The sequence below is a fragment of the Vibrio maritimus genome (assembly GCF_021441885.1).
Classification (GTDB): Bacteria; Pseudomonadota; Gammaproteobacteria; order Enterobacterales; family Vibrionaceae; genus Vibrio; species Vibrio maritimus_B.
On sequence record NZ_CP090438.1, the window covers coordinates 1,610,423 to 1,637,336 of the forward strand.

The window sequence follows — 26,914 nt, forward strand, 5'->3', positions numbered from 1 at the left end:
ACGATCTAACAAATGTCCAGTTTATCGTAGATTTTCCCTACAGGATTTAGACGAAAAGAGCAGTAAATTGAGAGGTGAAAAGTCAGCCAATAAGGATAATAAAATGAGTCACGAAACAACACTGACAGGGCTCTACTCCCTCGATGGATTAACGCCGCGCCAATACGATGAATTAGACACTCACGGTTTTACGATTATCCCAGATGTCATTGACCCAGAGTGGTTGCAAGAGCTTAGAGATAAGTTCGACCAGCTCGTTAAAAAAGAGGGTGACCAGCTCGCGATTGAGCATCACCAAGAAGAGACAGTGACACGTATCGCGAACCTGATTAATAAAGGTACGGTATGGGAGAAAGTGTGGTCTCATCCATTGGTACTCGATGCGTGCCAACATATTTTCAAAGGCGAGTTTAAGGTCTCGAGCCTAAATGGCAGAGAGGCTCATCCAGGCGGTGGTATGCAGCCACTCCACGGAGACTGGAAAAAACCAAGACCTGATTTTCCAAAAGTCCATTTGGTAAACTCGATTTGGGCACTGGATGATCTGTGTAAAGAGAATGGTGCACCTAGAATCATTCCTGGCACGCACCTAAGACCTGAGTTGCCAGAGGATGTGTTAGAAGACACCGAGGCAACACATCCCCAAGAAGTGTATTTAGAATGCCCAGCCGGTAGCATTATGATATTCAATGCCCACACATGGCATGGAGGTACCATCAATTACATCGGCTCTCGCCGACGTGTTCTGCATGGCTTGTATGTATCAGCGGATGGTGTACAACAACAAGATCAGAAAAAGTGGTTACGCCCAGAAACAGCACTTAGATTAAATCAAGCTCAGAGAAAGTTGCTTGGGGTATAGTTTTAACCGAAAACTGTACCATATTGAAAATTGCGACTATTCTCAAAAGTTTTCCCTTCGCATCACCTTGCCTTTTGTAGGTGAATCTGCTCACGTTATTCTGCAAATCCCTATGATGAGTCGTGCCTTGACTCATTATAGGGAGGTTGTTTTATTTGTGTTAATTGTTGTTATTATTGTGTTAAGTAATAGATATCTTGCACTATTTTAATATTGAGTAAATTCAGCAAGTTAATACGATATATATATCATTTAGTTCTGGACATATGTGTAATTGTAACCCCTTATTTCCTATTGTGTTGCACCTAAATAGTGCGCGTAAATAAGTGTTAAATTAATAACAAATCTATTATTTAACGGATTAATATAAAATATTCAGTTAGTTACAGGCTTGTTGTAGAGGATTTTTGCAAAAATAAGTCAATAAACATGATTACATACCACTTTGTGATAGTGATCAACATTATAACGCCTTCCTGAAATATTCGATGGTCAAATATTAAGATTCCTTTAAATTTGTATTTAAAACTTAAAGCGTAACAAAAGCTGTGTAATTTCAATAATAAGAGTCAGCTACGGATAGAAGCGTACTAGGTCGTCAAGTTTTAATTTTAATAAAATAGCTAATAAAGCTAGTTGCTAGGAATGGAGTCACCAATGAAAAAGCTCGCAATAATCACAGGATCGAAAGGCGGAATTGGATCTGCTATCTCTTCTAAACTCGTTGAGGAAAACTATCGTCTAATTGCTACGTACAGCACAGGTAATTACGAGTGTGCTAAACGTTGGTTTGATGAAAAGGGCTTCACCGAAGATCAGGTTCGTCTATTTGAACTCGATGTTACGGATACTGAAGAGTGCAGAGAAAAGCTAGGTTTATTACAGCAAGAGGAAGGTACGTTTGACCTAGTGGTAAACAATGCCGGAATTACTCGAGACGGCCAATTTAAGAAAATGTCATCGAACAACTGGTTCGATGTTATTAATACCAACCTAAATAGTGTGTTCAACGTGACGCAACCTCTCTTCGCGGCAATGTGTGAAAAAGGCAATGGCCGCGTCATCAATATCTCATCAGTCAATGGCCAGAAAGGTCAGTTTGGTCAAACCAACTACGCTGCAGCAAAAGCAGGCATGATTGGATTCACTAAAGCGTTGGCAGCAGAAGGCGCGCGAGCTGGGGTTACGGCTAACGTAGTTGCTCCTGGCTATACAGGTACGCCAATGGTTGAAGCAATGCGTGAAGATGTATTGGACTCAATCAAAAGCACAATTCCACTGAAACGTTTAGCTAAACCAGAAGAGATTGCATCGTCGGTTGCTTTCTTAGCGAGTGAAGAGGCGGGATATATTACAGGCGAAACGATCGCTATTAACGGCGGCTTATACATGGCTTAACAGCTTAAAGGGATAACGATGGAAAAAGTATTTATTGTTGCAGCGAAGCGAACTGCAATTGGTAGTTTTGGTGGTACCCTTAAAAATATTTCGGCAGGTGACTTAGCTGCCACAGCAATTAAAGGCGCGTTAGATTCAACACCTATTTCAGTTGAAGATATTGATGAAGTTATTGTTGGTAATGTTGTCAGTGCAAATCAAGGCATGGGCATCGGTCGTCAAGCATCAATTAAAGCGGGTATCCCAGCAGAAGTCCCAGCCTATACACTAAATATGGTGTGTGGTAGTGGTATGAAAACATTAATGGATGCCGCGTCACATATTAAGGCGGGCGAAGCGGAAATAGTTGTTGCTGCGGGTGTTGAAGTCATGTCGCAAATTCCATTCGCAATGCCAGCTACAGCACGTAGTGGACATAAAATGGGTGACATGACCGCGAAAGACTTATTAGTCGCTGATGGTTTGACCGATGTATTTAATGCTTACCATATGGGTGTGACCGCAGAGAATATTGCTAAACAAGTAGATATCTCTCGCGATGACCAGGATGCTTATGCCTTGAGCAGCCAACAGAAAGCAGTTGCTGCGATTGAAGCAGGTAAGTTCAAAGAAGAAATCGTTCCTGTAGAAGTCAAGGTTCGTCGTAATGTTGTTGAGTTTGCGACTGATGAGTATCCAAAAGTGGATGCGACAATGGAAGGTTTAGCGAAGCTGCGCCCAGCATTTGACCGAGAAGGTAGTGTGACCGCTGGTAATGCATCTGGGATCAATGATGGTGCAAGTGCTTTGATTGTTGCATCTGAATCAGCCGTTACTCGACTCGGCTTGACGCCACTTTGTGAGTTGGTGGCGAGTGCTCAGACTGGTCTTGATCCTCAAATCATGGGGCTTGGTCCTGTTCAAGCTGTCACTAATGCTTTATCTAAAGCTGAAGTCGCGATTTCTGATGTGAATGTATTTGAGTTAAACGAAGCGTTTGCTGCGCAAGCCCTTGGTGTAATTCGTAATTTAGCCTCTGAGCATGGCGTATCTGCAGAGTCAATTCTGCAAAAAGCCAACCCTAATGGTGGTGCTATTGCTCTGGGTCACCCTCTAGGTGCATCAGGTAACCGAATCATCGTTACCCTGATTCACGAAATGCTTCGAGAGAAGAAAGACCTAGGTGTCGCCTCACTGTGTGTCGGTGGTGGCATGGGAACTGCAGTCGTTGTTAAGCGCTGTTAATTGAGTTGTCGGAAGCCCAAATAACTGGGATAGATTTTAGTTAGAAACTGGAATGTTTATTTCTTAGGAGAAATGATTATGTACACGGATATTTTCAAAGTGATCAACGAGCAGTCTGAAAAAACGTTTGAACCATACACTAAGTTCAACAAACTGATGACGAAGAACGTAGAGACGTTGACGGATCTTCAACTTAACGCAATGCGCGCATACAGCGAGCTTGGTGTAAATCAAATGAAAGCGGCAACAGAGATTAAAGATGTTTCTTCTCTAGCTGTTTTCAATAGCCAACAGTTGAACACGCTATCTCGTCTGTCTCAACAGATGATGGATGATAGCAATAAGCTTCAGCAAGTAGCGAAAGAGTTCAAAGAAGACCTAGAAGCGATCACTACTGAAGCTGTTAAAGCAAGTACACCTGCTTAACTTCGGCAATACTTTATATATAGAGGGTTGCGGGGGCACTCGTTCCCGCAACCTTTTTTTGTTTCCAAGAAAAGGGTTTTAGCTATGTTCCAAAACTTCTTTTCGGACTACCTTGTGAAACTGCAGGAGAGCAACCAGCAATGGTGGAAAGACTTCGAGCAAGGCAAGGCAGCCGTAAATAGCCCACTGACAAAAGCAATGCAGGAACTCAATGCTGAGGATACTGCAGAGTTTATGGACAAGGCATCCAAGCAACCCGCCGCTATGTTAGATATGCAAACTAAGTGGTGGATGCAACAACTAGAAATCTGGCAACGTGTTGCTCTGCAAGCGAGTAATGAACAAGTTGTCGACGTTGAAAAAGGCGACCGTCGCTTTGAAGACGATGCATGGAAAGAAGAAGCGTTTTACAACTTTATTAAGCAGTCGTATGTGCTGTTCAGTAAAACCTATCTAGACACGATCAATTCCGTTGAGGGTGTCGATGAAAAAATCAAAGAACGATTGACCTTCTTTTCTCGCCAGACGCTAAATGCGCTATCTCCAACCAACTTCATTGCGACCAACCCTGAGCTGCTAAAGCTGACACTAGAGCAAAATGGTGAAAACTTGCTTGCCGGATTGCAGCAGTTCCAAGAAGACATGGAAGCAAGTGCGGATGTATTAAAAATCCGTATGACCAATACCGAAGCGTTCCAAATTGGTGAGCATGTCGCTAACACTCCTGGCGATGTTGTGTTTAAGAATGAGTTATTCGAGCTGATTCAATATCGACCTGTGACAGAAAAGGTCAACGCTACACCATTACTTATCGTCCCGCCATTTATCAATAAGTATTACATCCTTGACCTGAGAGAGAAAAACTCAATGGTTAAGTGGCTGCTTGAGCAGGGACACTCAGTGTTCATGATGTCTTGGCGCAACCCAGGGCCATCTCAAGCTAAAGTAGAGTTTGGCGACTATGTTACCGAAGGCGTTGTTAAAGCGGTTGCGGCGATCGAGTCTATTACTGGCAAAGATCAGATTAACGCAGCAGGCTATTGTATTGGTGGTACGGTACTCGCCTCAACAGTTGCGTATTATGCGGCGAAGCGAATGAAGAAGCGTATCGTTTCTGCTTCCTTCTTTACTACACTGCTCGATTTTAGTCAGCCGGGTGAGGTAGGGGCGTATATTAATGACACTATTATCCGAGCTATCGAGGTTCAGAACAACTCGCTAGGTTATATGGATGGTCGCTCACTCAGCGTAACATTCAGCCTACTACGTGAGAACAGCCTGTACTGGAACTACTACATCGATAACTACCTCAAAGGTAATAGCCCAGTAGACTTCGATTTACTCTACTGGAACAGTGACAGCACCAACGTTGCAGCAGCGACACACAACTTCTTACTGCGTCAACTGTATCTAGAGAACAAGCTAGTTCAGGATAAGGGCGTTAAGATTGGTGGTGTTTGGATTGATCTCGATAAGATTCGTATTCCAAGCTACTTTATCTCTACTAAAGAAGATCATATTGCACTTTGGCAAGGCACTTACCGTGGCGCGTTGAAGATGGGCGGTAATAAGACCTTCGTTCTTGGTGAATCGGGTCACATTGCAGGTATCGTTAATCATCCTGCTAAAGAGAAATATGGTTTCTGGACTAACTCTACGCTCGATGAATCAGCTGAAGAGTGGATTAACAATGCAGACCACAACAAAGGTTCGTGGTGGCTGCATTGGAACGAGTGGTTGCATCAGTATATTGCAGACGAACAGGTAGATCCGTTCCCAGTTGGAAATGAGGATTACCCTGTACTGTCTCAAGCACCAGGGGAGTTTGTGTTGCAGACCCTGCCGGTCATAGAACCGATAGACGTCGCACCTCAACCAGAGTCTGAATCCAAAGAATCAGCGTAAATATTCTTAAGGGCCATTCATTGGCCCTTTTTATCAACCATCCACACTTTTAGCCGAAGTATCAACGCACTTCGAGTATCCGTAACATACTTTTTTTTTCTCTAATGATACGTATGATGAATCCATAGCTAGAATCCAAGAGGTTGTTATGGAAATTGAAACACTAGAACAAAAAGTCAGCTACATCTACGGGCGAGAAATCGCTAAAGAGTTGGCACAAAAGTCATTTCCAAAAATGAACATCAAGATTATTCAAGAGGCGATCATGGAAGCGTTTATGCAAAAACCATGGCCCTTTGATCCAAGTGAAGCTGAAGAACTTAAGAAAGAGATGGAAGAGCAGCGCAAGCGAGCCCAAGCAGAGCATTTAGAACAGAAACAACAGTACGAAGCGACATTTTTTGAGCGTAACGGCGCTCGAGAGGAAGTGAATATTCATAGCTCTGGTATCCAATATGAGATTATTCATGCCGGAGAGGGCGAGAGCGAATCGGATGCCAATAGCCAGTTTGTTGTGCGTCATAAAACATGGCTGTTGAATGGTCAGCAAGTGGATGGTTCGGCCCACTTACCTGAACCGATGCGAGTAACTTTGCACCAAGCTCCTGTCTCATGGATAGTCGCGCTTAAAGAAATGCCAATCGGAGCAACGTGGCGTTTATACGTCCCTGCACATCTTGCTTACAAAGAAGACGCTCACCCTACCGTTCCAGCAGAAACTGCGGTGATCTTTGACCTCAAGCTTGAGGGTGTTGAATCCAAGTAGTCGTAAATACTTAATATGCCAAAAAGACCAGCATTTAATGCTGGTCTTTTTGGTTTGGGTGATATCGTATTTGGATGTTGAGAACAGCTATTAATAAAACTTATCTGAAGCTTAAAAGAATATAATGCTCAAATAATCACCTAAAGTTTATATTTGTGCTTTTATGTGTCGTTTATGTGGCTGATTTGTTTTTATGAACAGTGTTTTAATAACATTTAGGGTGATCTCTGTCACGCCACGGGATCGGGAAACAAATTTATGATTCTAATCAACTAGTTTGTGCTGCTAATCTGCTCCGGCTTTTGATGACTCCATCAAGAAGCGTTATAAAAATAAGGAGTAATTATGACTAACGCCAAGAAACCAATGTCACTGACATCTCGAGTGATCATCGGTATGGTTGCAGGTATTTTGACAGGCTTCGCTATTCGAGGTCTATTTGCTGAGAACGGATTTGTAGACGCATACATTGTAAACGGTCTTTTCGAGGTTGGTGGTCAAGTCTTTATCGCCAGCTTGAAAATGCTCGTTGTCCCACTGGTATTTGTATCACTAGTTTGCGGTACCAGCTCTCTTAAAGACGTCACCACGCTCGGTCGTTTAGGTGGTAAAACCGTTCTATTCTATGTCGCGACAACTGCAGTCGCTATCACACTAGCCCTAACTATGGGTACTGTGTTCCAACCAGGTGCAGGTGCTGACCTAACTGCGGCAAGTTCATTCGCAGCTGCTGAAGCCCCATCTCTGGGACAAGTTATTATCGATATGTTCCCAACCAACCCGATCAGTGCGATGGCAGAAGGTAAAACCCTTCAGGTAATCGTGTTCGCGGTTCTGTTTGGTATCGCTATCAGTGCAGCCGGTGAGCCTGGCGAGCGCATCGCATCAGTTTTCCGTGACCTCAACGAAGTGATCATGAAACTGGTCGCTTTGCTGATGAACATCGCGCCTTATGGTGTGTTCTTCCTAATGGCGAAGCTATTCACAGGTCTTGGTCTAAGTGCCATCTTTAACCTAGCAGAGTACTTCTTAGTACTTACAGCAACGCTGCTTCTACACGGTCTAGTGACATACAGCGTGATGCTTAAGTCGTTCACAGGTCTGAGCCCAATTACGTTCCTGAAGAAGATGGAAGATGCAGTAATGTTTGCTTTCTCAACGGCTTCTTCAAACGCGACAATTCCAGTGACGATGGAAACGGCTCAAAACCGTCTTGGTGTTGATAACAAGGTTTCTTCGTTCACTATCCCACTAGGTGCGACCATCAACATGGATGGTACGGCTATCATGCAGGGTGTCGCGACGGCGTTTATTGCTCAGGCATTTAACATCGACCTCACTATGGGTGATTACCTGACGGTTATCTTGACCGCTACGTTGGCGTCTATCGGTACAGCGGGTGTTCCTGGTGTTGGTCTCATCATGCTGGCGATGGTGCTAAACCAAGTAGGTCTGCCACTAGAAGGTATCGCTCTTATCATGGGTGTTGACCGTCTACTAGATATGATCCGTACTGCGGTTAACATCACTGGTGATAGCGCGGTAACGTGTATCGTAGCTAAGTCTGAGGGTTCTCTAGATGTAGAGAAGTTCAACGACCCAGCAGCTGGTGAGAAAGAAGAAAAAGTTGAGCTAGTGCATAGCTAATTTAGACTTCTACTTAGCAGATAACAAATCAGCAGATAAAGAAAGGGCCAGTGGATATCCACTGGCCCTTTTGTTTATGTTATCAATTGTTGTCGATAACTCATTGAAGATGCTATCAATCTACTGCACTGTACCGGTATTTCTTGAAGCACCAAGCTGCAAGCGCTCCCCAAACAACCGTAAGCATCCAAAGCTGCGTCCAATCACTTCGAATCTGAGTCCAATCTGCTCCCATTTGATTTAGCTTCAAGAACCCGCTGATAGCCGCTTGAGTAGGGAAGGCTGCTGCGAACCATTGCATTGGTGCTGGAAGCATTTCAGTGGGCCAGATAAAGCCTGCAGAAAAGATTAAAGGCATAGAGCTAATCAACACAACGACAGTCACCAATTCTCTGCGAGGCGTTAGCGCTCCTAGGAAAATCCCAATAAAGCATGACGTTAAAAAGAACGGTAGCATTAAAGTGAGAATTTCGAATGGATTGGCGAGCGTGCTAATCCCATACATACTAAAGCTGGCACCAAAATAGAACATACCCAGCAGATAGTAGATGGCGGTGAGTACAAAGCTTCTAACTGCGATAACAGACATTACAGACTGTGAGCTCCAATAGCCTTTGCCTTGACGTTGCGTCCCACCAACCAGTCCAGATGCCATGGCCAGCGTCTGTTGCAGTATCAACACAAATACCGCAGGGACGACATAATCTACATACCCCATTCGAGGGTTAAATGTGGGTTTTGCATTAAGTCGAGTTGCTGAGTATTGCTGACTCGCTAACTCAAGCGGTACACCATCAATCAAAAGCTTTGAAACCTTGGCCTTGGCCGCTAATGTTCCGCCCGCTTGCGCTAACCCTTCGACCACAGTGCCGTAAACCAAGAACAACGATGCATCGCCTGCGTAAGCTAATACCGGACTCTTACCCAACATAAGATCTTTGTAGAAATGCTCAGGGATAACCAGAAATCCTGTGATTTCACCGTTGATGAAAGCTTGCTTTGCTTGTTCGATGGTGTGATCGCGCTGTACCACTTGGACATTCGGAGTGGCGTCGACCATGCGCTCGAGTTGGAAACTCGTTTGGCTTTGGTCGAGATTGACGACTGAAATTGGTTGCTCTCTTGGTGTCTGCTGACTGTAAGGAAGAGGGTAGAGAAACGAATAGAATATGACTCCGCCAAATACCGTCAAAACAACCACGGGATTGGTGAGAACTGCTTTGAGTTCAAGTTTAATGTGTTCTAACAAGGTCATGCTGATAACTCCTTAGCTAGATGCTTTTTAATCAGCATAACGGTGAGCGCGAGTGGAATAATGTAGCCAATCAAAGGCATTAGATGAGCCAGCGACTGCGCCGCATGAACACCGTAACTTGCTTGACTCACCTGAACCTCAATGTAGTGACTAATGGGCAACAGTTCCCGCCAAAAAACAGCGAGCGGACCCATATCAGTAGCAGGGAAGGTGATGCCCATAAACGCGAAACTAGGTGCAGTGAAGGCGCCAGCGAAGCTCATGGCCCTAGCAGCATCGCAAGTTAGGAAAAAGAACAGTGCTCCCATGATCATACAAGCTACGGTCGTGACCAGCTGAGCAAAAATCAATACTGTCCAGCTTCCTTCCATTGGCCAGCCAATCAAGTCGTAAAACCAGATAAGAAACGCTAACCCAAGTAATGCAAACCAAACAAAGTAGGGAAATAAAGTATTGCCAAGGTTTCTAACAATGCTCCCTTTACCTAACCAGGGAGCAATGCCTGCCACTCGATAATTGGCACTTAACGCGAGCACGGTAAATGACACGATGGCTATCTGCCAAATGGCAGGGACAATCGCGGTCACCAGAAACTGAGCGTAGTTAGTACCCTTGTTAAACAGGGGCGTTATCTGTGTTCTAACGGAAACGGCTTTGCCGACGGCAGCCGCGCCCGTCGTGTTGCCTTTTGAGAGTGCTTTCACAACTTCTACTTGGGCATTAAATGTCCCTTGGGCTTGCAATGCTGCAGAGTTAATTAGTCGTCCGACAAGTATGTACTGACTGTTGTAGAAAAGAGTGACCTGAGGCGATACGGATCTCACTATCGCCTTATCGAAACCCGGTGGCACGTACAAAATGGCATAGTTGTCACCTTCGACTAAAGCCTGCCTTGCCTGACCAATATCTTCATATTGGTGGTCAACACTGAGCATTGATGTCGCATCATAATTTCGAATGAGCTTTTGCGACAAGGTGCTTTTGCTTTGATCGACAACACCAATCGGAAGGTTGCTTGCTATCCCTTGAGAGAAGATCCAGTAAATAGACAAGCAGAGCAAAATGGGCACCCATGTAAGACATGACAATAACCATTTGTCATGTCTGAGTAGGTGCCATTGGCTACGAAAGTGACTCTTTACTAGCTTTCTACGAGAAGCAATAGAGAGAGTAGGTGAAGTTTGAGACATAACCGAGCCTTACAGTTCTACGACCAAACTCATACCCATACGAAGCTTCACGTCATCTAACGGTCGAGCTTCAACCTCAAATGTACGCAGATCAAAGCCTTGCGTTGCATCAGTAGAACGCCAAGTTGCAAAATCACCCATTACCGCAACGTGTGTGACTTTGAACGTAACTGACTCATCGAGTGCTGGGACGTACGCTTCAAACTCGCTGCCTTTCTCGAAGCGGTTTAATGCGTCTTCACGAACATTCAGCACGGCCCAGGTATCTTTCGTATCAATAACAGTCACCACAGGGAATCCTTGTGGTGCTAGTTCACCGCTGTGAAGTAGTACTTGAGATACTTCACCATCAAACCAAGAATGGATTTGGGTATCGGCAGCATACGCTTCTACTTCTGCCACGGCACCCGCGGCCATACGTGCTTTTTCTGCGGCTGCTAACTTAGTTTCGTCACGTGCGCCTTCTTTCGTCATCTGGAACATTTGATATGCTGCGCTTTCGGTATATTTTGCGGCTTGCCACTGCGTTAGTGCTTCGTCACGCTTTTGCTCAGCAACTACGCCGTCTTTATAGAGGTTATTGACGCGCAGATAAGTTTTTTCCATCAATGCCGCAGCCGCTTTCGCTTTGCGCCATTGATCTTCTGCCGCTTGAATCTGCTGTTGTCTTGCGCCAATTTCTGCTTCTTTGGCTAATGCACCTGCCGCTTTTTGTCCGGCAACCGCCTGCTCAAGCTTGGCTTCAATCTCTGGGCTGTGAATCGTAAAGATGAGCTGTCCTTCAGACACATTATCGCCTTTACGTACCATCACCTCATCGATACGACCCGGTACCTTAGATGAGATGCTGTACTGCTGTGATTCTATTTGACCTTGAATACGAAGAGGTGGTGTTTGGTAAGCATCAAAGAACTTGTAGCCAACCCAGCCAATTATAGCTACAGCGCCTAATGTCACTAGTGCCGGTTTTACCTTGTTCATGATGCGTCCTCAGTTCTTAGTTGTGCAGGGGTAACTGCGTTATGTTTGTACGTAGCAAAGTTGTTCATCTCACTAGAAAGTGCGAGAAGTTTGTTGAGTGATAATAGGTATTGGAAGCTTGCTGCATCCTGCTGAGTTTTTATACTGGCGAGATACAACTCGGCATCAACTACGTCGAGCGAGCGGCCTAGGCCTTGTGAGAAGGCCTTTTGACGCAGTTTTAGGTTTTCCTGCGCCAGTTGGATGCTTGAGTTTAACCCCTGAACTTCGTCTAAGGCTTGCTGCGCTTCTAGGTAGGTTTTCTCAACGAGCACGCTAAGATCCTGACGTGCTTGTTTACGCAAAAACTGAACTTGAGAAACCGCGCTGTTTGCCGCTTTCATTTGTTCGCTGCGACCCGTGTTTTCAAGCAGAGGAACGCTAACGCCAATACCTACAAGCCAATCGGGTTTAAGCTGACTGGTTAGGGAGTCTCCGTGATATAGACTGTAGTCACCGTAGGCATAGACTTCAGGATAGTATTTGCCTTTCTCTGCCTTCATCAAGCTGCTCGCTTGTTTCTCTTTTGCATCCAGAATGGCAAGGCCAGGGTAGGTGTCTAGAGTTTGATCGACGAATGCATCAAGCGGTGGCAAATTTCGATTGATAAATAGCTCATCACGGGGTTCAACGGTTTCGGTCTGACCCAAAACTTGTGTAAGCGCAGCCTGTGCGATGTTGAGGCTGTGTTCAGCTTTTTTACGCTCGACTACCGCTTTATCAAGGGAGGCCTCGGCTTGTAAACGTTCGACACGTGCGATTTGACCTTGCTCTTCAAGCTTGATGGCGAAATCACGGTGTTTAGTCAATCCATTTTCCACTGCCATACGAGTATCGACGACGTTTTTTGCCAAGATGACACTGAAGTAGTATTTGCTGAGATCTTCATAGCGCGCTTGTACTTCCATCGCGAGTTGGCTTTGCGCCTCTTCTTTTTTACCTTCAGCCGCGGTCTGAGCTGCAGTAATACGACCACCGGTGAAGATAGGCCAAACAGCACGAATAGATGAGCTGAAAATGTCTTTGTGCTCTAGTGTAGAAGTCACGCCACCAAGCAAGTTACCAAGAGCTTGTCCTAAACCAGGAATATTGGGTACACCACTCAAACTATCTGCAAACTGCTGACCATTTAGTGTGACGTCTTGATCGAGGCGAGTATAGTTTGCCCCTACCGTTACTTTAGGTAGGTTGAGACTGCTTGAAGCGTCTTTTAAGTGGCCATATCGCTCTACGTTCGCGCGCTGCGCTGCTAGTGAATTGTTGTTCTGTTGAAGTAGTTGCCATGCTTCATCAAAAGAGACTTCAGCAGCTAAACTGCTAAATGAAAGCGTTCCTAGCAAAGCGCCCAAAGCCAATGGCAGGGACTTGATCTTCATGAATGCTCCAAACCGATGTTAAAAAATTATCTAGAGTATATGCTCTAATAAAATAGTGTGCAATAACCTAAATATAGTTGGTATTTCACTAATAGCGTGTGTATGTCTCTGTTTTTTCGAATTTATTGAAGGAGAAAATTAGAACGAAAAAAAGCAAAGCCGGGAGAGACTTTGCTTTTTGCTAGCGAATTAAACAATTAATCGTGGGAGGGGCAGACATAACCCGCCCGCCACAATAAGTGTTTTGATTTGAGAAGTGCTTTTAACACTTCGCTACCCGACATTTGAGGAGAAGCGAACGAGACTTGAACGTCTTGATCTAATTCGTCCTCAGCCGAGTTGGTGGTTTGGTAAGCCCTCACATGCGTAAAGGTTGCACGTCGATTGCGCGACAGCAAAGCTCTATCTAGGCAAATTCCAAAACAGTCACGTTCCATAATCTATTCCCTTATCATAGTTCTAGTAATTATTGGTTACGGTTATTACTGCTTCATTGCTATTTTATTTTTATTGTCTGACTCGATGGCCTACGACTAGTTACATCTTTTTAACGTGTCTTGAGTCTCAGTATTCGGGGAAGCCGAGATTCAACCTAGTCAACTGACACTTCATACTATACGAAAGTGGTAGGTGAGAGTTCTAAAATTAATCTAAAAATGATGTGATCTTGATCAGGTTAAAGAGTGAACAGCGATGCAACGATTTGAGTGTGTAACCTGATGTTAACGTACGTTGATAATCGTTAATCATTCGAAAATAGCCTAGGAGTTCACAGAACCACATTCACAGAGATGCCGTCATGTTACAGCACTGTTACAGTGTTTGCCTTAGGGAGAGTGAACATGAAATGGAACCAGATAAGTTTTCGATACCGAATGCTGATTATCATGACAGTGTCGGGATTGCTGCAGTTGCTTGTCTTGACGTTAGCGGGATTTAGTTACATTAAACAATCTCAAGAAGAGGAAATGGGGCTTAAGGCTAAAGGCGTTGCCACATTTCTCGCCCAATCCTCTTCCGTAATCCACATGATTCAGTACGATACATCGTCCCTCATGCAAGCACGCTATAGAGGCCTCACCGAGATGATTGGTGCAGCCTTTATCGTGATTGGTGACAAAGATGGTATTCGTCTGATTCACCCTGTTGATGAGCGAATTGGTCTACCGATGAAAGGGGGGGATAATGATCTCGCGCTTATCCACGGAAAGTCTTACGTCTCGTTCGCAGAAGGCTCCCTTGGTAAATCCGTTCGAGGCAAAGCCGCCGTCTTCGACGAAGATGGCAATGTTATCGGTGTTGTCTCTGTTGGTTATTTGCTCGACCGATTACAAGATCGAATCGAGCCTTATCTATTGTTTTTGATAGGCATGGCAATACTCGTTTTGATTGCCAACGCCATCATCTCTTATTTCATCTCACGACGTTTCCAAAAAGCTATTCTTGGTTTTGAACCAGAGGAGATTGGTCGTCTCTATGGTGAGCTTGATGTCACCATGAGCACCATTAAAGAGGGTGTGATCAGTATCGATACCCATGGTGTGCTTCGTTCTATTAATACCAGTGCTTGTGAGATTTTAGGACTCACAAAAGAAAAGGTGATGAATCAGCCTTTAACCCGCGTTCTACCGAACTCAGACCTTCAATCTTTGATCGACAGTCAAGAAACTGACCACGATATTGAGTTGTACCTAAATCAACAGCGAATTGTTGCGAACCGCAGTCCGATTCTTGTTGACGGTAAAGTAATTGGAGCCGTGTCGAGCTTCCGACTAAGAGATGAGATTAGCGAACTAACCGACCAGCTCTCTCAGACTAAAGCCTATGCAGAGATGCTTCGTTCACAAACGCACGAACATCGCAATAAGCTCAATACCATTAGTGGGCTGGTACAAATGGGTGAAGTCGAAGCGGTTCAAAGCTTGATAGGTCAAGAAACTGAACACTATCAACAGCTTATTGAGTTTTTGAGAGAAACAGTAAAAGACCCGCTTATTGCAGGTATGTTGCTGGGTAAAACAGAGCGGGCTCGAGAGATTGGCTTGTCATTGCTTGTTGACGAAGAATCTAGGCTAGAGCCTTTACCAGAAAATATTAATGCTGATGACCTCGTCACTATTTTGGGTAACTTGATCGACAATGCGTTCGACGCCACACAATCGGCAATAAAAGCCGCGCCTAATGAGCGTTTTGAGCGCGCCCAAATAGAGATATCGATCAGTGATTTTGGCAACGAGATTATATTAGAAGTATCAGACAAGGGATGCGGCTTACCCAAACACCTTGATGTTGATGCATTGACGACGCGGGGTGTATCGAGTAAATCGGCACACAACCGTGGTGTAGGGCTGTTCTTGGTTAAACAACTCACAGAACGATACCAAGGGCAGCTAGAAATGATAGAAAACGACACCATGGGCACGCGCGTGACCATTTATATTCCGAAGGATGGATTAGCATGAGTGACTTAACTCGAGTCATGATAATAGAAGACGATCTTAAGATCGCTGAACTGCATCGCCGTTATCTAGAGCAGATGGGTGGTTTTGAAGTGGTTGGTATTGCGACCTCGAAAGCCGACGCCGAAATGCAGTTGGAAGTTTTGGAACCTGAACTTGTGATGCTAGACGTCTATTTACCAGATGGTACAGGCATTGAGATTTTGACGCATATCCGAGCGCTGAACCAAGAGTGCGATGTGATACTGATTACTGCTGCACGCGATGTCGAGACACTGCAGCATGCTATGCGTGGTGGTGTGATTGATTATCTACTGAAACCAGTGATGTTCCCACGGTTAGAAGCCGCTCTTAAAAAATACCAGAAGAGGACGGCAAAGCTGCATGACGCTGACGGCCTTAACCAGTCTTTAGTCGATGAGATGATGCAAGCGAATAGCTCTGAGTCGAGCTCCGATCAGCGTTTACCAAAAGGGATCGACGGCGTTACCCTGGAGAAAATACGAGCACTTTTCAAAGAAGACAGCCTGTATACAGCCGATGAAGCAGGGGAGTGTATCGGTGCCAGCCGTACTACCGCAAGGCGTTACCTGGAGTTCTTAATTGGTACTGGGGAGCTTGAAGCTGACGTAAACTACGGGTCGGTAGGTAGACCGGAGCGTTGTTATCGGAGGCAGCATTAACAAGAGCTTGCTGTTTATCACTCAACAAAAATAGGCGATGCGACGTTAGGAGCTAGCCTTTAGTTCTCCCCCTTAATAAGGGGGAGTTAGAGGGGGTAAAGCGGACCTACAATTAGCGCCTGTAACTCGGTTTGGCGTCCGCGTTCCCACCCCTCCCAGCCTCCCAGCCTCCCAGCTACGCGCCCCGCTTGCAAGGGGAGGAGCTAATGCTCGCTGTCGCGTAGCTAACTAAAAAGGCGATGTGACGATAGGAGCTAGCCTATGGTTCTCCCCCGTGATAAGGGGGAGCTAGAGGGGGTAAAGCGGACTTACAACTTGCGCCTGCAGCTCGATTTAGCCTTCGTGTTTCCTCTCCACCTAGTCTCCCCTTAGTTAGGGAAGGAGCAAACAGTAACCACTTCTCTATGACTCAACCTTCTTCGGCTGATTGAACCACTTCTTAACCACAGACAGCAGCGCTGGACCCACAAGTACCAATACCGCAAGTACCGTAAACGTCATCGTGATAGGACGTTCCCACAAGAAGCTAAGCTCACCATCACTAATCATTAGCGCACGTCGAAGGTTCTCTTCCATCAAACCACCGAGAATAAAGCCGAGCAGCAGCGGGGCAAGTGGGAAGTTTGCGAGTCGTAATGCTATTGCGCCCATTGCAATCAACAGCATGATAAACACATCCATAGTGTTGAATGAAACTAGGTAAACACCGGTGATCGAGAAGAACAAAATCATTGGTAGCAGAACAGTTCTCGGAACCGCCAACAGTTTAGAGATATAAGGAATCAGCGGTAGATTCAAAATCACTAGGACAATGTTACCAAAGTACATCGAAATGATGACCGACCAAAAGACATCAGGGTGTTCGACAAACAGGCGTGGACCAGGCTGGATGCCGTAGGCGATCAAAGCACCCAACATGATTGCTGTAGTACCAGAACCTGGAATACCCAGTGTTAGCAGTGGTACGAATGAGCCACTTGATGCGGCATTATTAGCTGATTCTGGGGCAACTAAGCCTCGAATACTACCTTTACCAAACTCTTCACGCTTATCTTTTGGTGCGAGGTTGCGCTCCATACCATAAGAGAGGAAAGCGGCAATCGTCGCACCTGCGCCAGGGAGTACGCCAGTAAAGAAACCAAGAATAGAAGAGCGAATAGAAACAGGCGCCACTTCTTTGACTTCTTCTTTGGTTACTTTCATGCTGCCGATGTCACTCAGCTTTTTCTGTTCATCTTGGCGAGTATCTTGTTGTGGCTTGAGTATGCCCATTAAGGTTTCACCCAGAGCGAAGGTAGCCATCGCTAGTAGTAGGAAGCTAAATCCATCCATTAGGTCAGTAAGACCAAAGGTGAATCGCTCAACGCCAACCCCTTTATCAATACCAACGGTAGAGAGCATGAGTCCTAGAACTACCATCATCCATGCTTTCAGCACCTGACCTTTACCTGCAAAAGCGGCGACCGCAGATAGACCAAGAAGCATCAGTGCAAAGTAGTCTGAAGATTGGAAGCTAAGCGACACTTTTGCCAGTGCTGGAGCTGCAAACAACAGCATGATCGCTGACAACGTACCACCGGTAAACGATGAGTAAGCTGCGAGGGCGAGGGCTTTACCCGCTTGACCTTTCTGAGCCATAGGGTAGCCATCAAAAGCGGTAACTACTGTTGAAGAACAGCCCGGAGCATTAATTAGAATTGATGAGGTCGAGCCTCCAAAAACGGCACCATAATACACACCTGCCATCAAGATAAGGCCTGATGAAGGATCTAGCCCATAGGTAATAGGGATCATGAGTGCAATAGCTGAAATAGGACCAAGCCCTGGAAGCATGCCGATAAATGTACCTACAAAGCAACCAACGATGACCATCATGATGTTCATCGGCATGACCGCCGTCGAGAGACCTTGTAAAATTCCGTCTAACATAATGGTGTCCTACCAAATCGTGAAGATGAGCCCAGGTTCTAGATAGATATCCAGACCTTGAGTGAGTAATAGATAAAAACCGATGACAAATGGGAACGATGCGCCAAACAAGATGGGTTTTCTGCGCTCACCCAATAAATAGAATCCCGCCAATAGGAAAAAGCTGGTTGCCAATACAAAGCCAAGGTAGGTGAGACCTAATCCATAACCCGCCATTAGAACCAAGAAACCAATGAGTAGTTTCCAGTTAAAAGAGGCTTCGACCGCACTTTTCTGATCAGGCTGACCAGTAATCAATAACAAAACAGACAGACCGATACCAACAAAGGTTAATATGGTTGGTAGGGTTCGAGCAGTAAAGGGTTCGTACTCATCCCCAGGAAACATGGGAATTAACGATGTTTGGTATCCATAGCACAAGCATAGAATCAAAAATATCATCGCACCTACACGATCACGAGACAGCAGGTTCTCTTTCGTGAACAGCTTTGAGGTGAAATCAGACATAACTCACTCCAAATAGTGAATAGAGAAAAGGCCGTATATAAGGGGTCGTTGAGTGGCGACCAAGCGGATAAACAAACTCAGGACAAAGTGGGTCTACCCAGATAAACCTATCCCCAGGAGATTAAGGGGGCAGTACTGCAAGTGTGGACAATTGTGAACTGAAGGATTCAAAACTGCCTCTTATATACGGCAAAATTGGTAATAGGAGGAGCGATGCTCCTCCACTAAGCTTAAGTACGTAAGCGGTTTACTTGTTTAAGAAGCCAAGCTCAGTCATCAATGCACCCATCTGTTTCTCTTGGTCTTCGAGGAACTTATAGAAATCTTGATCAGGCTTGTAGTTGTCGATCCAGCCATTGCGGTCACGAACAACAGCCCATTCATCAGTGGTGTACATTTTCGACAGTGCGGCAGTCCACTCTTTCACTTTCTCTTCGCTAGCGTTAGGCGCTGCGAAGAAACCACGCCAGTTGGCAAATACGGTTTCATTGCCGTATTCCGTTAACGTTGGAATATCTGGAGCAGCCTCTAGGCGTTTAGGAGCGGTAACCGCAAGAACTTTAACTTGCCCAGATTTCGACATCTCAAGAACTTCACCCAGACCTGTCGACAGTAGTTGTGTCTCGCCAGATAGTAGAGCAGCCATCGCTTTGCCGCCCGCATCATAGGCAATGTAGCGAACTTTTTTAGCGTCAAACCCTTCGCCTTTAAAGGCTGCTGCAACGACAAGGTGGTCCATACTACCTCGTGCTGAGCCACCAGCAATCTTCACTTTACGTGGGTTCTCTTTGAAATCTGCAACCACATCTTCCCATGTGTTATATGGGGAATCTGCAGATGCAACGATCGCACCATAGTCCGCAATAGTAGCGGCTACTGGAGTTAGATCTCGGAACGACTGTGGAAATACACCCGTTAGAGAGCGAACGACGATAGGAGTAGAGTTGACCATTAGCGTGTCTTCTTGACGCTCGGCCGTTTCAATCAGGTGAGCAATGGCTTTACCGCCGCCGCCACCAGATAGATTTTGGAAAGAGACATTGTCGACAATATCTGCTTTCACCAAAACGTCACCAGTACCGCGTGCAGTCATATCCCAACCACCACCAGCACCACCCGGAATCAAGAAGTGAATCTTCTCAAGATCAGCGGCATAGCTGCCAAATGAAAGGGTAGCTGCAACGAATGACGCTGCAAGGGTAGGTTTTAGTGCCTTAAACATGTTCACGTTCCTTATGTTGACTTTGTTGTCCGCCAGTATGAGGGAGCTGGCGTGACCTCTATGGGTTAGTCAAAGGTTATGCAAATGTTAACGCTGCCTCAATAAAGTGCAGATATTGAGGATAAAGCGCATTAGCTGAATATTGTTCATAAAGTTCACAGGTTGACGTTAACGTTAGACATTAGTCTATATTGTCGACAATGTGGTTGAATTGTGAACTCATGGCTGCTTAAATAGTCATCAGTTAGTAATTATTGTCAACAATGTTGTTGGCGGCGTAGGTAAGAGTCGAAATGAGCGTTGAACTAGCAATGAATGATGAACTCCCGTTAAAAGAGGGGACGAAGTCAGAAAATTTAACAGAACGATTGATTGAAGAGATCGTAGAAGGGCGCATTGAGTCAGGCAGCAAAATCTCTGAACCCGAGCTTGCAAAGCGATTTGAGGTAAGTCGTGGTCCTTTGCGCGAAGCAATCATGAGATTAGAAGGGCTCGGGCTAATAGAGCGAATCCCACATGTTGGAGCTCGAGTGATTACCTTATCGCAGCAAAAGTTGGTTGAGCTTTACTCTGTACGCGAGGCCCTTGAGGGAATGGCGGCAAGATTGGCTGCGACACATATCAGTGACGAAGAAGTCGCCGAGCTAGAAAAGCTTCTTGGTAGACACTCTGAACATATTGATGAAGTGTCAGGCGCTTCTTATTTTCATCAACACGGCGATTTTGACTTTCATTATCGAATTATTAAAGCCAGTCAAAATAGCCAGTTGGTTCATTTGTTGTGCAATGAGCTCTATCACTTGCTTCGAATGTATCGCTATCAATCACCCAGAACTCAATCGAGACCAGAGGCCGCTTTAAAAGAGCACTTATTCATCTTGGACGCGATAAAAAACCGTGACCAAGAGTTGGCAGAGCTGCTAATGAGAAGACATATCTCACGCAGCAAAGCCTTGATAGAACAAAACCTTAATTAGATAACGTGAATGTCGGCGTATGTGAAATGAATGCCGACAACAAAAAGGACAAGGAGACAAGCATGTCAGCTTCACCAGGTCAATTATTTCGTGACGCCGTCACTAATGGAAGCCCTTTACAAGTCGTGGGTACAGTTAATCCGTACTGCGCCATGATGGCCAAAAACGTCGGTCATCAAGCCATTTACCTCTCTGGGGGTGGTATCGCCAATGCTTCTTACGGTTTGCCAGATCTAGGTATAACAACACTCAACGACGTACTGGTAGATGTAGAGCGAATTACTAATGCTTGCGATCTACCACTACTCGTTGATATCGACACCGGATTTGGTGGTGCTTTTAACATTGCACGCACGATCAAAGCGATGGAGAAAGCAGGGGCGGCAGCTGTCCATATTGAGGACCAAGTCGCTCAGAAACGATGTGGTCATCGGCCCAATAAAGCCATCGTGTCGCAGCAGGAAATGGTCGACCGTGTAAAAGCAGCGGTCGATGCGAAAAGCGATCAGAGTTTTGTGATCATGGCGCGTACTGATGCCCTTGCCGTCGAAGGGATGGATAAAGCGATTGAGCGTGCTATTGCCTGCGTTGAAGCGGGGGCAGATATGATTTTCCCAGAAGCGATGACCTCACTCGATCATTACAAGCAGTTCAAATCGGCATTGTCACAGGCGACGGGAAAAGACGTTCCTATTCTCGCCAACATCACTGAGTTTGGTCAGACGCCGCTATTTGGCTGTGAAGAATTAGCAAGTGTTGGTGTTGATATGGTGCTCTATCCATTGTCAGCGTTCAGAGCAATGAACAAAGCGGCGGAAAATGTGTATCAACATTTGTTATCTGTGGGTAATCAAGAGGCGTTGACGTCACAAATGCAGACGCGAGCTGAGCTTTATGAACATCTCAACTATCACAGCTACGAGGATAAATTGGATCAGCTCTTTGCTGATAACAAGTCCTAATTAGCTGATTTCAAAAATGAGCAACAAGTCGGAAGTCCAAGAAAAATAATCTAAACCTACTTTTTAATCCAATAACGAAACACCGCATTAAAAGACCCAAGAAGGGCAAACGCGGGAAAAGGAGTTCAACATGCCTAATTCAGCCATCGGTGGAGCAGGTCTACGAGGTCAAAGTGCAGGTACGACATCACTGTGTACTGTGGGTAAATCTGGAACGGGGTTAACCTATCGTGGTTACGACATTACCGATCTAGCCAACAACGCGCAGTTTGAAGAGGTTGCACACTTGCTATTGCGCGGACATCTCCCCAACCAAAAAGAACTGGACGATTACAAGACGATTCTAGTCGGATTGCGTGGCTTACCTGAGCCGCTTAAACAAGCACTGGAGTTAATTCCTGCTGACGCGCATCCGATGGATGTTATGCGAACAGGTTGTTCCGTGTTGGGTAATCTAGAGCAGGAGCTTGATTTCTCAGACCAAGAGAAAGCAACTGAGCGCATGTTGGCGCTGTTTCCTGCCATTATCTGTTATTGGTATCGTTTTAGTCATGACGGTGTGCGTATTGATACCGCTGACCAAAGTGAAGATTGTATCGGCGGTTATTTCCTAAAAATGCTCACTGACAAAGCGCCTTCAGAAACGCACAAGAAGGTGATGCACTGCTCACTGATCTTGTATGCGGAGCATGAGTTTAATGCCTCTACATTCGCGGCACGCGTTTGTGCATCAACCTTGTCTGACATTCACTCCTGTATCACTGCCGCTATTGGCACTTTGCGTGGTCCTCTGCATGGAGGAGCAAACGAAGCGGCTATGGATATGATTCAAGATTGGCGAAGCGCGGATGAAGCAGAAGCGAACATCATGCAGATGCTTGCTAACAAGGACAAAATCATGGGATTCGGACACGCGATCTACCGTGAGAGCGATCCCCGAAATGCTCTGATTAAGCGTTGGTCAAAAGCACTATCCCAAGAAGTCGGCGATACCTATCTGTATGACGTTTCTGTGCGCGTAGAAGCCGTGATGAAACGTGAAAAAGGACTGTTTTGTAACGCGGATTTCTTCCATGCTTCTGCTTATCACTTCATGGATATCCCAACTAAGTTGTTTACGCCGATTTTCGTGATGAGTCGACTCACAGGTTGGGCTGCACATGTTTACGAGCAGCGTGCGAACAATCGAATCATTCGCCCGAGTGCAGACTATGATGGTCCAGAAGCAAGAGAGTGGACACCAATCGAGGCGCGTGACTAGCACGGTGTGAGGATGTGAGCATGTCGAAAAACACTATAAATTACCAATATCGAAAACCGCTACCTGGTACGCAACTCGATTACTTTGATGCCCAGGCTGCCGTTAATGATATAGAAGCAGGCGCCTATGAACGCCTGCCTTACACGGCGAAAGTCCTTGCTGAAAACTTGGTTCATCGCTGTGAACCGTCTGAGCTTGAGGCATGCTTGTCTCAGCTCATCTATAGGAAAAGAGACAAGGATTTTCCTTGGTATCCTGCGCGAGTCGTTTGTCACGATATTTTAGGACAAACCGCACTGGTTGATTTAGCTGGCCTGCGCGATGCCATTGCAAGTCAAGGAGGCGATCCAGCTGCCGTCAACCCAGTGGTTGAAACACAGCTAATCGTAGACCATTCGCTAGCGGTCGAGCACGCGGGTTTTGACCCCGATGCGTTTGAGAAAAACCGAGCGGTTGAAGAGCGCCGAAACGAAGATCGATTCCACTTTATTGAGTGGTGTAAAACGGCGTTTGAAAACGTGAGTGTCGTTCCTGCGGGCAACGGCATCATGCACCAGATTAATTTAGAAAAGCTCTCTCCAGTGGTTCAGGTCAAAAATGGGGTCGCATACCCAGATACGTGTGTCGGCACCGACAGCCATACGCCTCACGTAGACGCGCTTGGCGTTATCGCAATTGGGGTTGGCGGGCTAGAGGCTGAAACCGTGATGTTGGGCAGACCTTCAATGATGCGCTTGCCTGATATTGTCGGGGTAAAACTCACCGGCGAACGTCAACCGGGTATCACGGCGACCGATATCGTTTTGGCCCTGACAGAGTTTTTGAGATCCCAGAAAGTCGTCTCCAGTTACTTAGAGTTCTTTGGAGAAGGCACTAAGCAGCTCACGATTGGCGACCGAGCAACAATTTCTAACATGACGCCTGAGTATGGCGCGTCAGCGGGTATGTTCTATATCGACGAGCAAACTATTAACTATCTGAAGTTAACGGGTAGAGATGACGAACAAGTTAAACTTGTCGAGCAATACGCAAAGCAAACTGGGTTGTGGGCTGATGAGTTAGAAAACGCTGAGTATGAGCGAGTCCTAGAGTTTGATTTGTCTAAGGTAGAGCGCACGTTAGCTGGTCCGTCTAATCCTCATCGACGATTGCCAACCGCTCAGCTCAATCAACAAGGCATCGCGGGCGAGTGGCAGCAACAAGATGATAAGATGCCAGACGGCGCGGTAATTATCGCAGCCATTACGTCTTGCACGAATACCAGTAATCCCCGCAACGTTGTCGCTGCCGGATTGATTGCGAAGAAGGCAAATCAGCTCGGCTTGTTACGCAAACCTTGGGTTAAATCGTCCTTTGCTCCGGGCTCTAAGGTGGCAAAACTTTACTTACAAGAGTCTGGCTTGTTGCCTGAATTGGAGAAGCTAGGCTTCGGGATAGTCGCTTACGCCTGTACGACTTGTAATGGTATGAGCGGTGCGTTGGACCCGAAAATTCAGCAAGAAATCATAGATAACGACCTATATACGACGGCAGTCCTCTCTGGCAACCGTAACTTTGACGGACGCATTCACCCTTACGCAAAACAAGCGTTTTTAGCGTCGCCACCTTTGGTTGTGGCCTATGCCATTGCGGGCACCATCCGCTTTGACATCGAACGCGATGCACTAGGTCTTGATGCATCTGGCAAGCCGATATACCTCAATGACATTTGGCCAAGCGATGAAGAGATTGACGCTGTTGTGAATACTCACGTTAAGCCTGAGCAGTTTAACCAAGTCTACTTACAGATGTTTAAGGTTAATGATGAGCAAACCAACTCAAACCCACTTTACGACTGGCGTGAAAAGAGCACCTATATTCGCCGCCCACCATACTGGGAAGGGGCACTTGCCAAGCCTAGAACGTTAAGTGGCATGAGACCGCTGGCCATTCTTGGAGATAACATTACCACTGACCATTTGTCGCCATCTAACGCTATCTTAGCGTCCAGTGCAGCGGGTGAATACCTCACAAGTATGGGGGTGCCTGAGGAAGACTATAACTCTTATGCTACTCACCGAGGTGATCACTTGACCGCGCAGCGAGCAACGTTCGCTAACCCGAAACTGTTTAATGAAATGGTGCGTGAGAATGGTGAGACCGTCCAAGGCTCTTTAGCTCGTGTTGAACCTGAGGGTAAAGTGACGCGGATGTGGGAAGCGATAGAAACCTATATGACTCGCAAGCAACCACTCATCATTGTTGCGGGCGCAGACTACGGTCAGGGCTCCTCAAGAGATTGGGCTGCCAAAGGTGTACGGCTGGCTGGCGTAGAAGCGATAGTCGCCGAAGGCTTTGAACGTATCCATCGCACCAATCTAGTCGGCATGGGTGTGCTCCCTCTGCAATTTAAAGAGGGTACGGATCGCAACACCCTAGGGTTAGACGGAACTGAAACCTACGATGTGGTTGGTGATATCGCCCCTGGCTGCGATTTAGCGCTGGTGGTTACAAGATCTAACGGTGAGAAGTTAGACATCGCCGTCACTTGTCGCCTTGATACAGCAGATGAAGTCGCGGTGTATTCATCTGGCGGCGTACTGCAGCGTTTCGCGCAAGACTTTCTCGCGAAATAGGAGGGACTTAATGATGACTAAACAAATCAGAGTTCCTGCAACTTACATGCGAGGTGGCACCAGCAAAGGGGTATTCTTCAATCTATCGGACTTACCTGAAGAGGCGCAAGTATCCGGAGAGGCGAGAGACCAGCTACTCATGCGCGTCATTGGTAGTCCGGATCCTTATGCAAAACAGATTGATGGCATGGGCGGCGCGACCTCCAGTACTAGCAAAACTGTGATTGTCTCAAAAAGCAGTAAAGAGGGTCACGATATTGACTATCTATTTGGGCAGGTTGCAATAGACAAAGCCTTTGTTGATTGGAGCGGTAACTGCGGCAATCTATCCGCCGCAGTAGGCCCTTTTGCGATACACAGCGGTCTTATTAGTAAAGACAAGCTCCCGGAAAACGGTTTAGCCGAAGTGAGAATCTGGCAGGCGAACATCGAGAAGACCATAGTCGCGAAAGTCCCTATGGTTGATGGTGAGGTGCAAGAACTTGGTGATTTCTTGCTAGATGGTGTGACATTTCCTGCAGCAGAAATTGCCGTTGAGTTTGTCGACCCTAGTAGCAGTGAAGGTTCCATGTTCCCGACGGGTAATTTAATCGATGACCTAGATGTGCCAGATCTTGGGACGTTTAATGCCACCATGATAAGTGCAGGTATCCCAACTATTTTCATTGATGCATCTGAGTTGGGTCTTAAAGGCACAGAGCTACAAGAAGATATCAATGGTTCGGATGATTGGCTTAAAAAGTTTGAAACCATCCGTGCTCATGGAGCGTTGAAAATGGGGCTAATCGATTCACTGGAGGAGGCGGCAACAAGGCAACATACACCAAAAATTGCGTTTGTGTCTAAGCCGAAAAATTACACATCCTCAAGTAATAAACCTATCCAAGTAGACGACGTCGACCTATTAGTAAGAGCCATGTCGATGGGTAAATTACACCATGCCATGATGGGTACCGCGGCGGTTGCCATTGCCTGTGCTGCTGCTGTCGAGGGTACGGTGGTTAATATCGCCGCTGGTGGCGGTGTACGTGATGGTGTCACGTTTGGGCATCCCTCAGGGACACTTAAGGTAGGTGCTGTGGCATCGAAGTCTAATGACAGTTGGTCAGTAGACAGAGCAATCATGAGCAGAAGTGCAAGGATCCTTATGGAAGGTTGGGTTCGTGTACCGTCAGATACGTTTTGAGTGAAAAGACGTTTACTAATTTAGAGACATACTGGAGGACGCAT

22 protein-coding genes are annotated in these 26,914 nt (G+C 46.1%); 14 read left to right on the forward strand and 8 right to left on the reverse strand.

Translation table 11 applies throughout. The features are described from left to right. Window positions 1–103: 103 nt before the first annotated feature. The 7 genes from LY387_RS07430 (at window position 104) to LY387_RS07460 (ending at window position 8,228) form a co-directional block, all read left to right on the forward strand. Entirely contained in the window at window positions 104–862 is a 759-nt protein-coding gene (locus LY387_RS07430; protein ID WP_234495912.1) for a phytanoyl-CoA dioxygenase family protein, read from the forward strand. Window positions 863–1,519: 657 nt separating this feature from the next. Then, window positions 1,520–2,260 carry an SDR family oxidoreductase gene (locus LY387_RS07435; RefSeq protein ID WP_234495913.1) on the forward strand — a complete coding sequence of 247 codons (741 nt, stop codon included), beginning with the start codon at window positions 1,520–1,522 and terminating at the stop codon, window positions 2,258–2,260. An 18-nt stretch (window positions 2,261–2,278) separates the two neighbouring features. After that, on the forward strand, window positions 2,279–3,484 hold the full coding sequence (locus tag LY387_RS07440) for an acetyl-CoA C-acetyltransferase (protein WP_234495914.1): 1,206 nt from the start codon (window positions 2,279–2,281) through the stop codon (window positions 3,482–3,484). A gap of 78 nt (window positions 3,485–3,562) precedes the next feature. Continuing rightward, window positions 3,563–3,910 carry a phasin family protein gene (locus LY387_RS07445; RefSeq protein WP_042472759.1) on the forward strand — a complete coding sequence of 116 codons (348 nt, stop codon included), beginning with the start codon at window positions 3,563–3,565 and terminating at the stop codon, window positions 3,908–3,910. A gap of 84 nt (window positions 3,911–3,994) precedes the next feature. Further along, window positions 3,995–5,815: a class I poly(R)-hydroxyalkanoic acid synthase gene (gene phaC / locus LY387_RS07450; RefSeq protein ID WP_234495915.1), complete on the forward strand. Its 1,821-nt coding sequence runs from the start codon at window positions 3,995–3,997 to the stop codon at window positions 5,813–5,815. A gap of 148 nt (window positions 5,816–5,963) precedes the next feature. After that, the gene (locus LY387_RS07455; RefSeq protein ID WP_234495916.1) at window positions 5,964–6,581 is read left to right on the forward strand and encodes an FKBP-type peptidyl-prolyl cis-trans isomerase N-terminal domain-containing protein; all 618 of its coding nucleotides are present in this window, start codon (window positions 5,964–5,966) and stop codon (window positions 6,579–6,581) included. A 345-nt stretch (window positions 6,582–6,926) separates the two neighbouring features. After that, a complete protein-coding gene (locus LY387_RS07460) occupies window positions 6,927–8,228 on the forward strand; it encodes a dicarboxylate/amino acid:cation symporter (protein ID WP_042472764.1) in 1,302 nt (433 codons plus the stop codon). A 115-nt stretch (window positions 8,229–8,343) separates the two neighbouring features. On the opposite strand, the gene LY387_RS07465 is transcribed toward LY387_RS07460, so the two are convergent. The 5 genes from LY387_RS07465 to LY387_RS07485 all read right to left on the reverse strand — a co-directional run bounded on the left by LY387_RS07465 (window position 8,344) and on the right by LY387_RS07485 (window position 13,506). Then, on the reverse strand, window positions 8,344–9,483 hold the full coding sequence (locus LY387_RS07465; RefSeq protein ID WP_234495917.1) for an ABC transporter permease: 1,140 nt from the start codon (window positions 9,481–9,483) through the stop codon (window positions 8,344–8,346). After that, window positions 9,480–10,673 (reverse strand): ABC transporter permease, encoded by a 1,194-nt coding sequence (locus LY387_RS07470; protein ID WP_234495918.1) that lies wholly within the window; start codon window positions 10,671–10,673, stop codon window positions 9,480–9,482. Before LY387_RS07470 ends, LY387_RS07465 begins: the two co-directional genes overlap by 4 nt. A 9-nt stretch (window positions 10,674–10,682) precedes the next feature. Continuing rightward, complete coding sequence (locus LY387_RS07475; protein ID WP_234495919.1) at window positions 10,683–11,654, reverse strand: HlyD family secretion protein; 972 nt, start codon at window positions 11,652–11,654, stop codon at window positions 10,683–10,685. Beyond that, on the reverse strand, window positions 11,651–13,069 hold the full coding sequence (locus LY387_RS07480; RefSeq protein ID WP_234495920.1) for a TolC family protein: 1,419 nt from the start codon (window positions 13,067–13,069) through the stop codon (window positions 11,651–11,653). Before LY387_RS07480 ends, LY387_RS07475 begins: the two co-directional genes overlap by 4 nt. 197 nt (window positions 13,070–13,266) lie before the next feature. Then, window positions 13,267–13,506 carry a cation transporter gene (locus LY387_RS07485; RefSeq protein WP_234495921.1) on the reverse strand — a complete coding sequence of 80 codons (240 nt, stop codon included), beginning with the start codon at window positions 13,504–13,506 and terminating at the stop codon, window positions 13,267–13,269. Window positions 13,507–13,911: 405 nt separating this feature from the next. On the opposite strand from LY387_RS07485, the gene LY387_RS07490 reads away from it, so the two are divergent. Together LY387_RS07490 and LY387_RS07495 are read left to right on the forward strand one after the other, a co-directional pair. Next, window positions 13,912–15,531, forward strand: a complete 1,620-nt coding sequence (locus tag LY387_RS07490; RefSeq protein WP_234495922.1) for an ATP-binding protein — start codon at window positions 13,912–13,914, stop codon at window positions 15,529–15,531. After that, window positions 15,528–16,211 carry a response regulator gene (locus LY387_RS07495; protein WP_234495923.1) on the forward strand — a complete coding sequence of 228 codons (684 nt, stop codon included), beginning with the start codon at window positions 15,528–15,530 and terminating at the stop codon, window positions 16,209–16,211. The genes LY387_RS07490 and LY387_RS07495 overlap by 4 nt, the downstream gene beginning before the upstream one ends. A 402-nt stretch (window positions 16,212–16,613) precedes the next feature. Here LY387_RS07495 and LY387_RS07500 read toward each other — a convergent pair whose 3' ends face one another. The 3 genes from LY387_RS07500 to LY387_RS07510 all read right to left on the reverse strand — a co-directional run bounded on the left by LY387_RS07500 (window position 16,614) and on the right by LY387_RS07510 (window position 19,869). Continuing rightward, window positions 16,614–18,140 carry a tripartite tricarboxylate transporter permease gene (locus tag LY387_RS07500; RefSeq protein WP_042472783.1) on the reverse strand — a complete coding sequence of 509 codons (1,527 nt, stop codon included), beginning with the start codon at window positions 18,138–18,140 and terminating at the stop codon, window positions 16,614–16,616. A gap of 9 nt (window positions 18,141–18,149) precedes the next feature. Then, window positions 18,150–18,647, reverse strand: coding sequence for a tripartite tricarboxylate transporter TctB family protein (locus tag LY387_RS07505; RefSeq protein WP_234495924.1), 498 nt, complete (start codon window positions 18,645–18,647; stop codon window positions 18,150–18,152). A gap of 247 nt (window positions 18,648–18,894) precedes the next feature. Beyond that, the gene (locus tag LY387_RS07510; RefSeq protein ID WP_234495925.1) at window positions 18,895–19,869 is read right to left on the reverse strand and encodes a tripartite tricarboxylate transporter substrate binding protein; all 975 of its coding nucleotides are present in this window, start codon (window positions 19,867–19,869) and stop codon (window positions 18,895–18,897) included. Window positions 19,870–20,162: 293 nt separating this feature from the next. Here LY387_RS07510 and LY387_RS07515 point away from each other — a divergent pair, with 293 nt between their 5' ends. The 5 genes from LY387_RS07515 (at window position 20,163) to prpF (ending at window position 26,870) form a co-directional block, all read left to right on the forward strand. Continuing rightward, on the forward strand, window positions 20,163–20,846 hold the full coding sequence (locus LY387_RS07515) for a GntR family transcriptional regulator (protein ID WP_234495926.1): 684 nt from the start codon (window positions 20,163–20,165) through the stop codon (window positions 20,844–20,846). A gap of 62 nt (window positions 20,847–20,908) precedes the next feature. Beyond that, window positions 20,909–21,808, forward strand: coding sequence for a methylisocitrate lyase (gene prpB, locus LY387_RS07520; RefSeq protein WP_234495927.1), 900 nt, complete (start codon window positions 20,909–20,911; stop codon window positions 21,806–21,808). A gap of 130 nt (window positions 21,809–21,938) precedes the next feature. Then, window positions 21,939–23,069 (forward strand): bifunctional 2-methylcitrate synthase/citrate synthase, encoded by a 1,131-nt coding sequence (gene prpC / locus LY387_RS07525; RefSeq protein ID WP_234495928.1) that lies wholly within the window; start codon window positions 21,939–21,941, stop codon window positions 23,067–23,069. A gap of 20 nt (window positions 23,070–23,089) precedes the next feature. Further along, the gene (gene acnD / locus LY387_RS07530) at window positions 23,090–25,684 is read left to right on the forward strand and encodes a Fe/S-dependent 2-methylisocitrate dehydratase AcnD (RefSeq protein WP_234495929.1); all 2,595 of its coding nucleotides are present in this window, start codon (window positions 23,090–23,092) and stop codon (window positions 25,682–25,684) included. 13 nt (window positions 25,685–25,697) lie between these two features. Then, the gene (gene prpF / locus LY387_RS07535; RefSeq protein ID WP_419153444.1) at window positions 25,698–26,870 is read left to right on the forward strand and encodes a 2-methylaconitate cis-trans isomerase PrpF; all 1,173 of its coding nucleotides are present in this window, start codon (window positions 25,698–25,700) and stop codon (window positions 26,868–26,870) included. The last annotated feature ends 44 nt before the right edge of the window (window positions 26,871–26,914 follow it).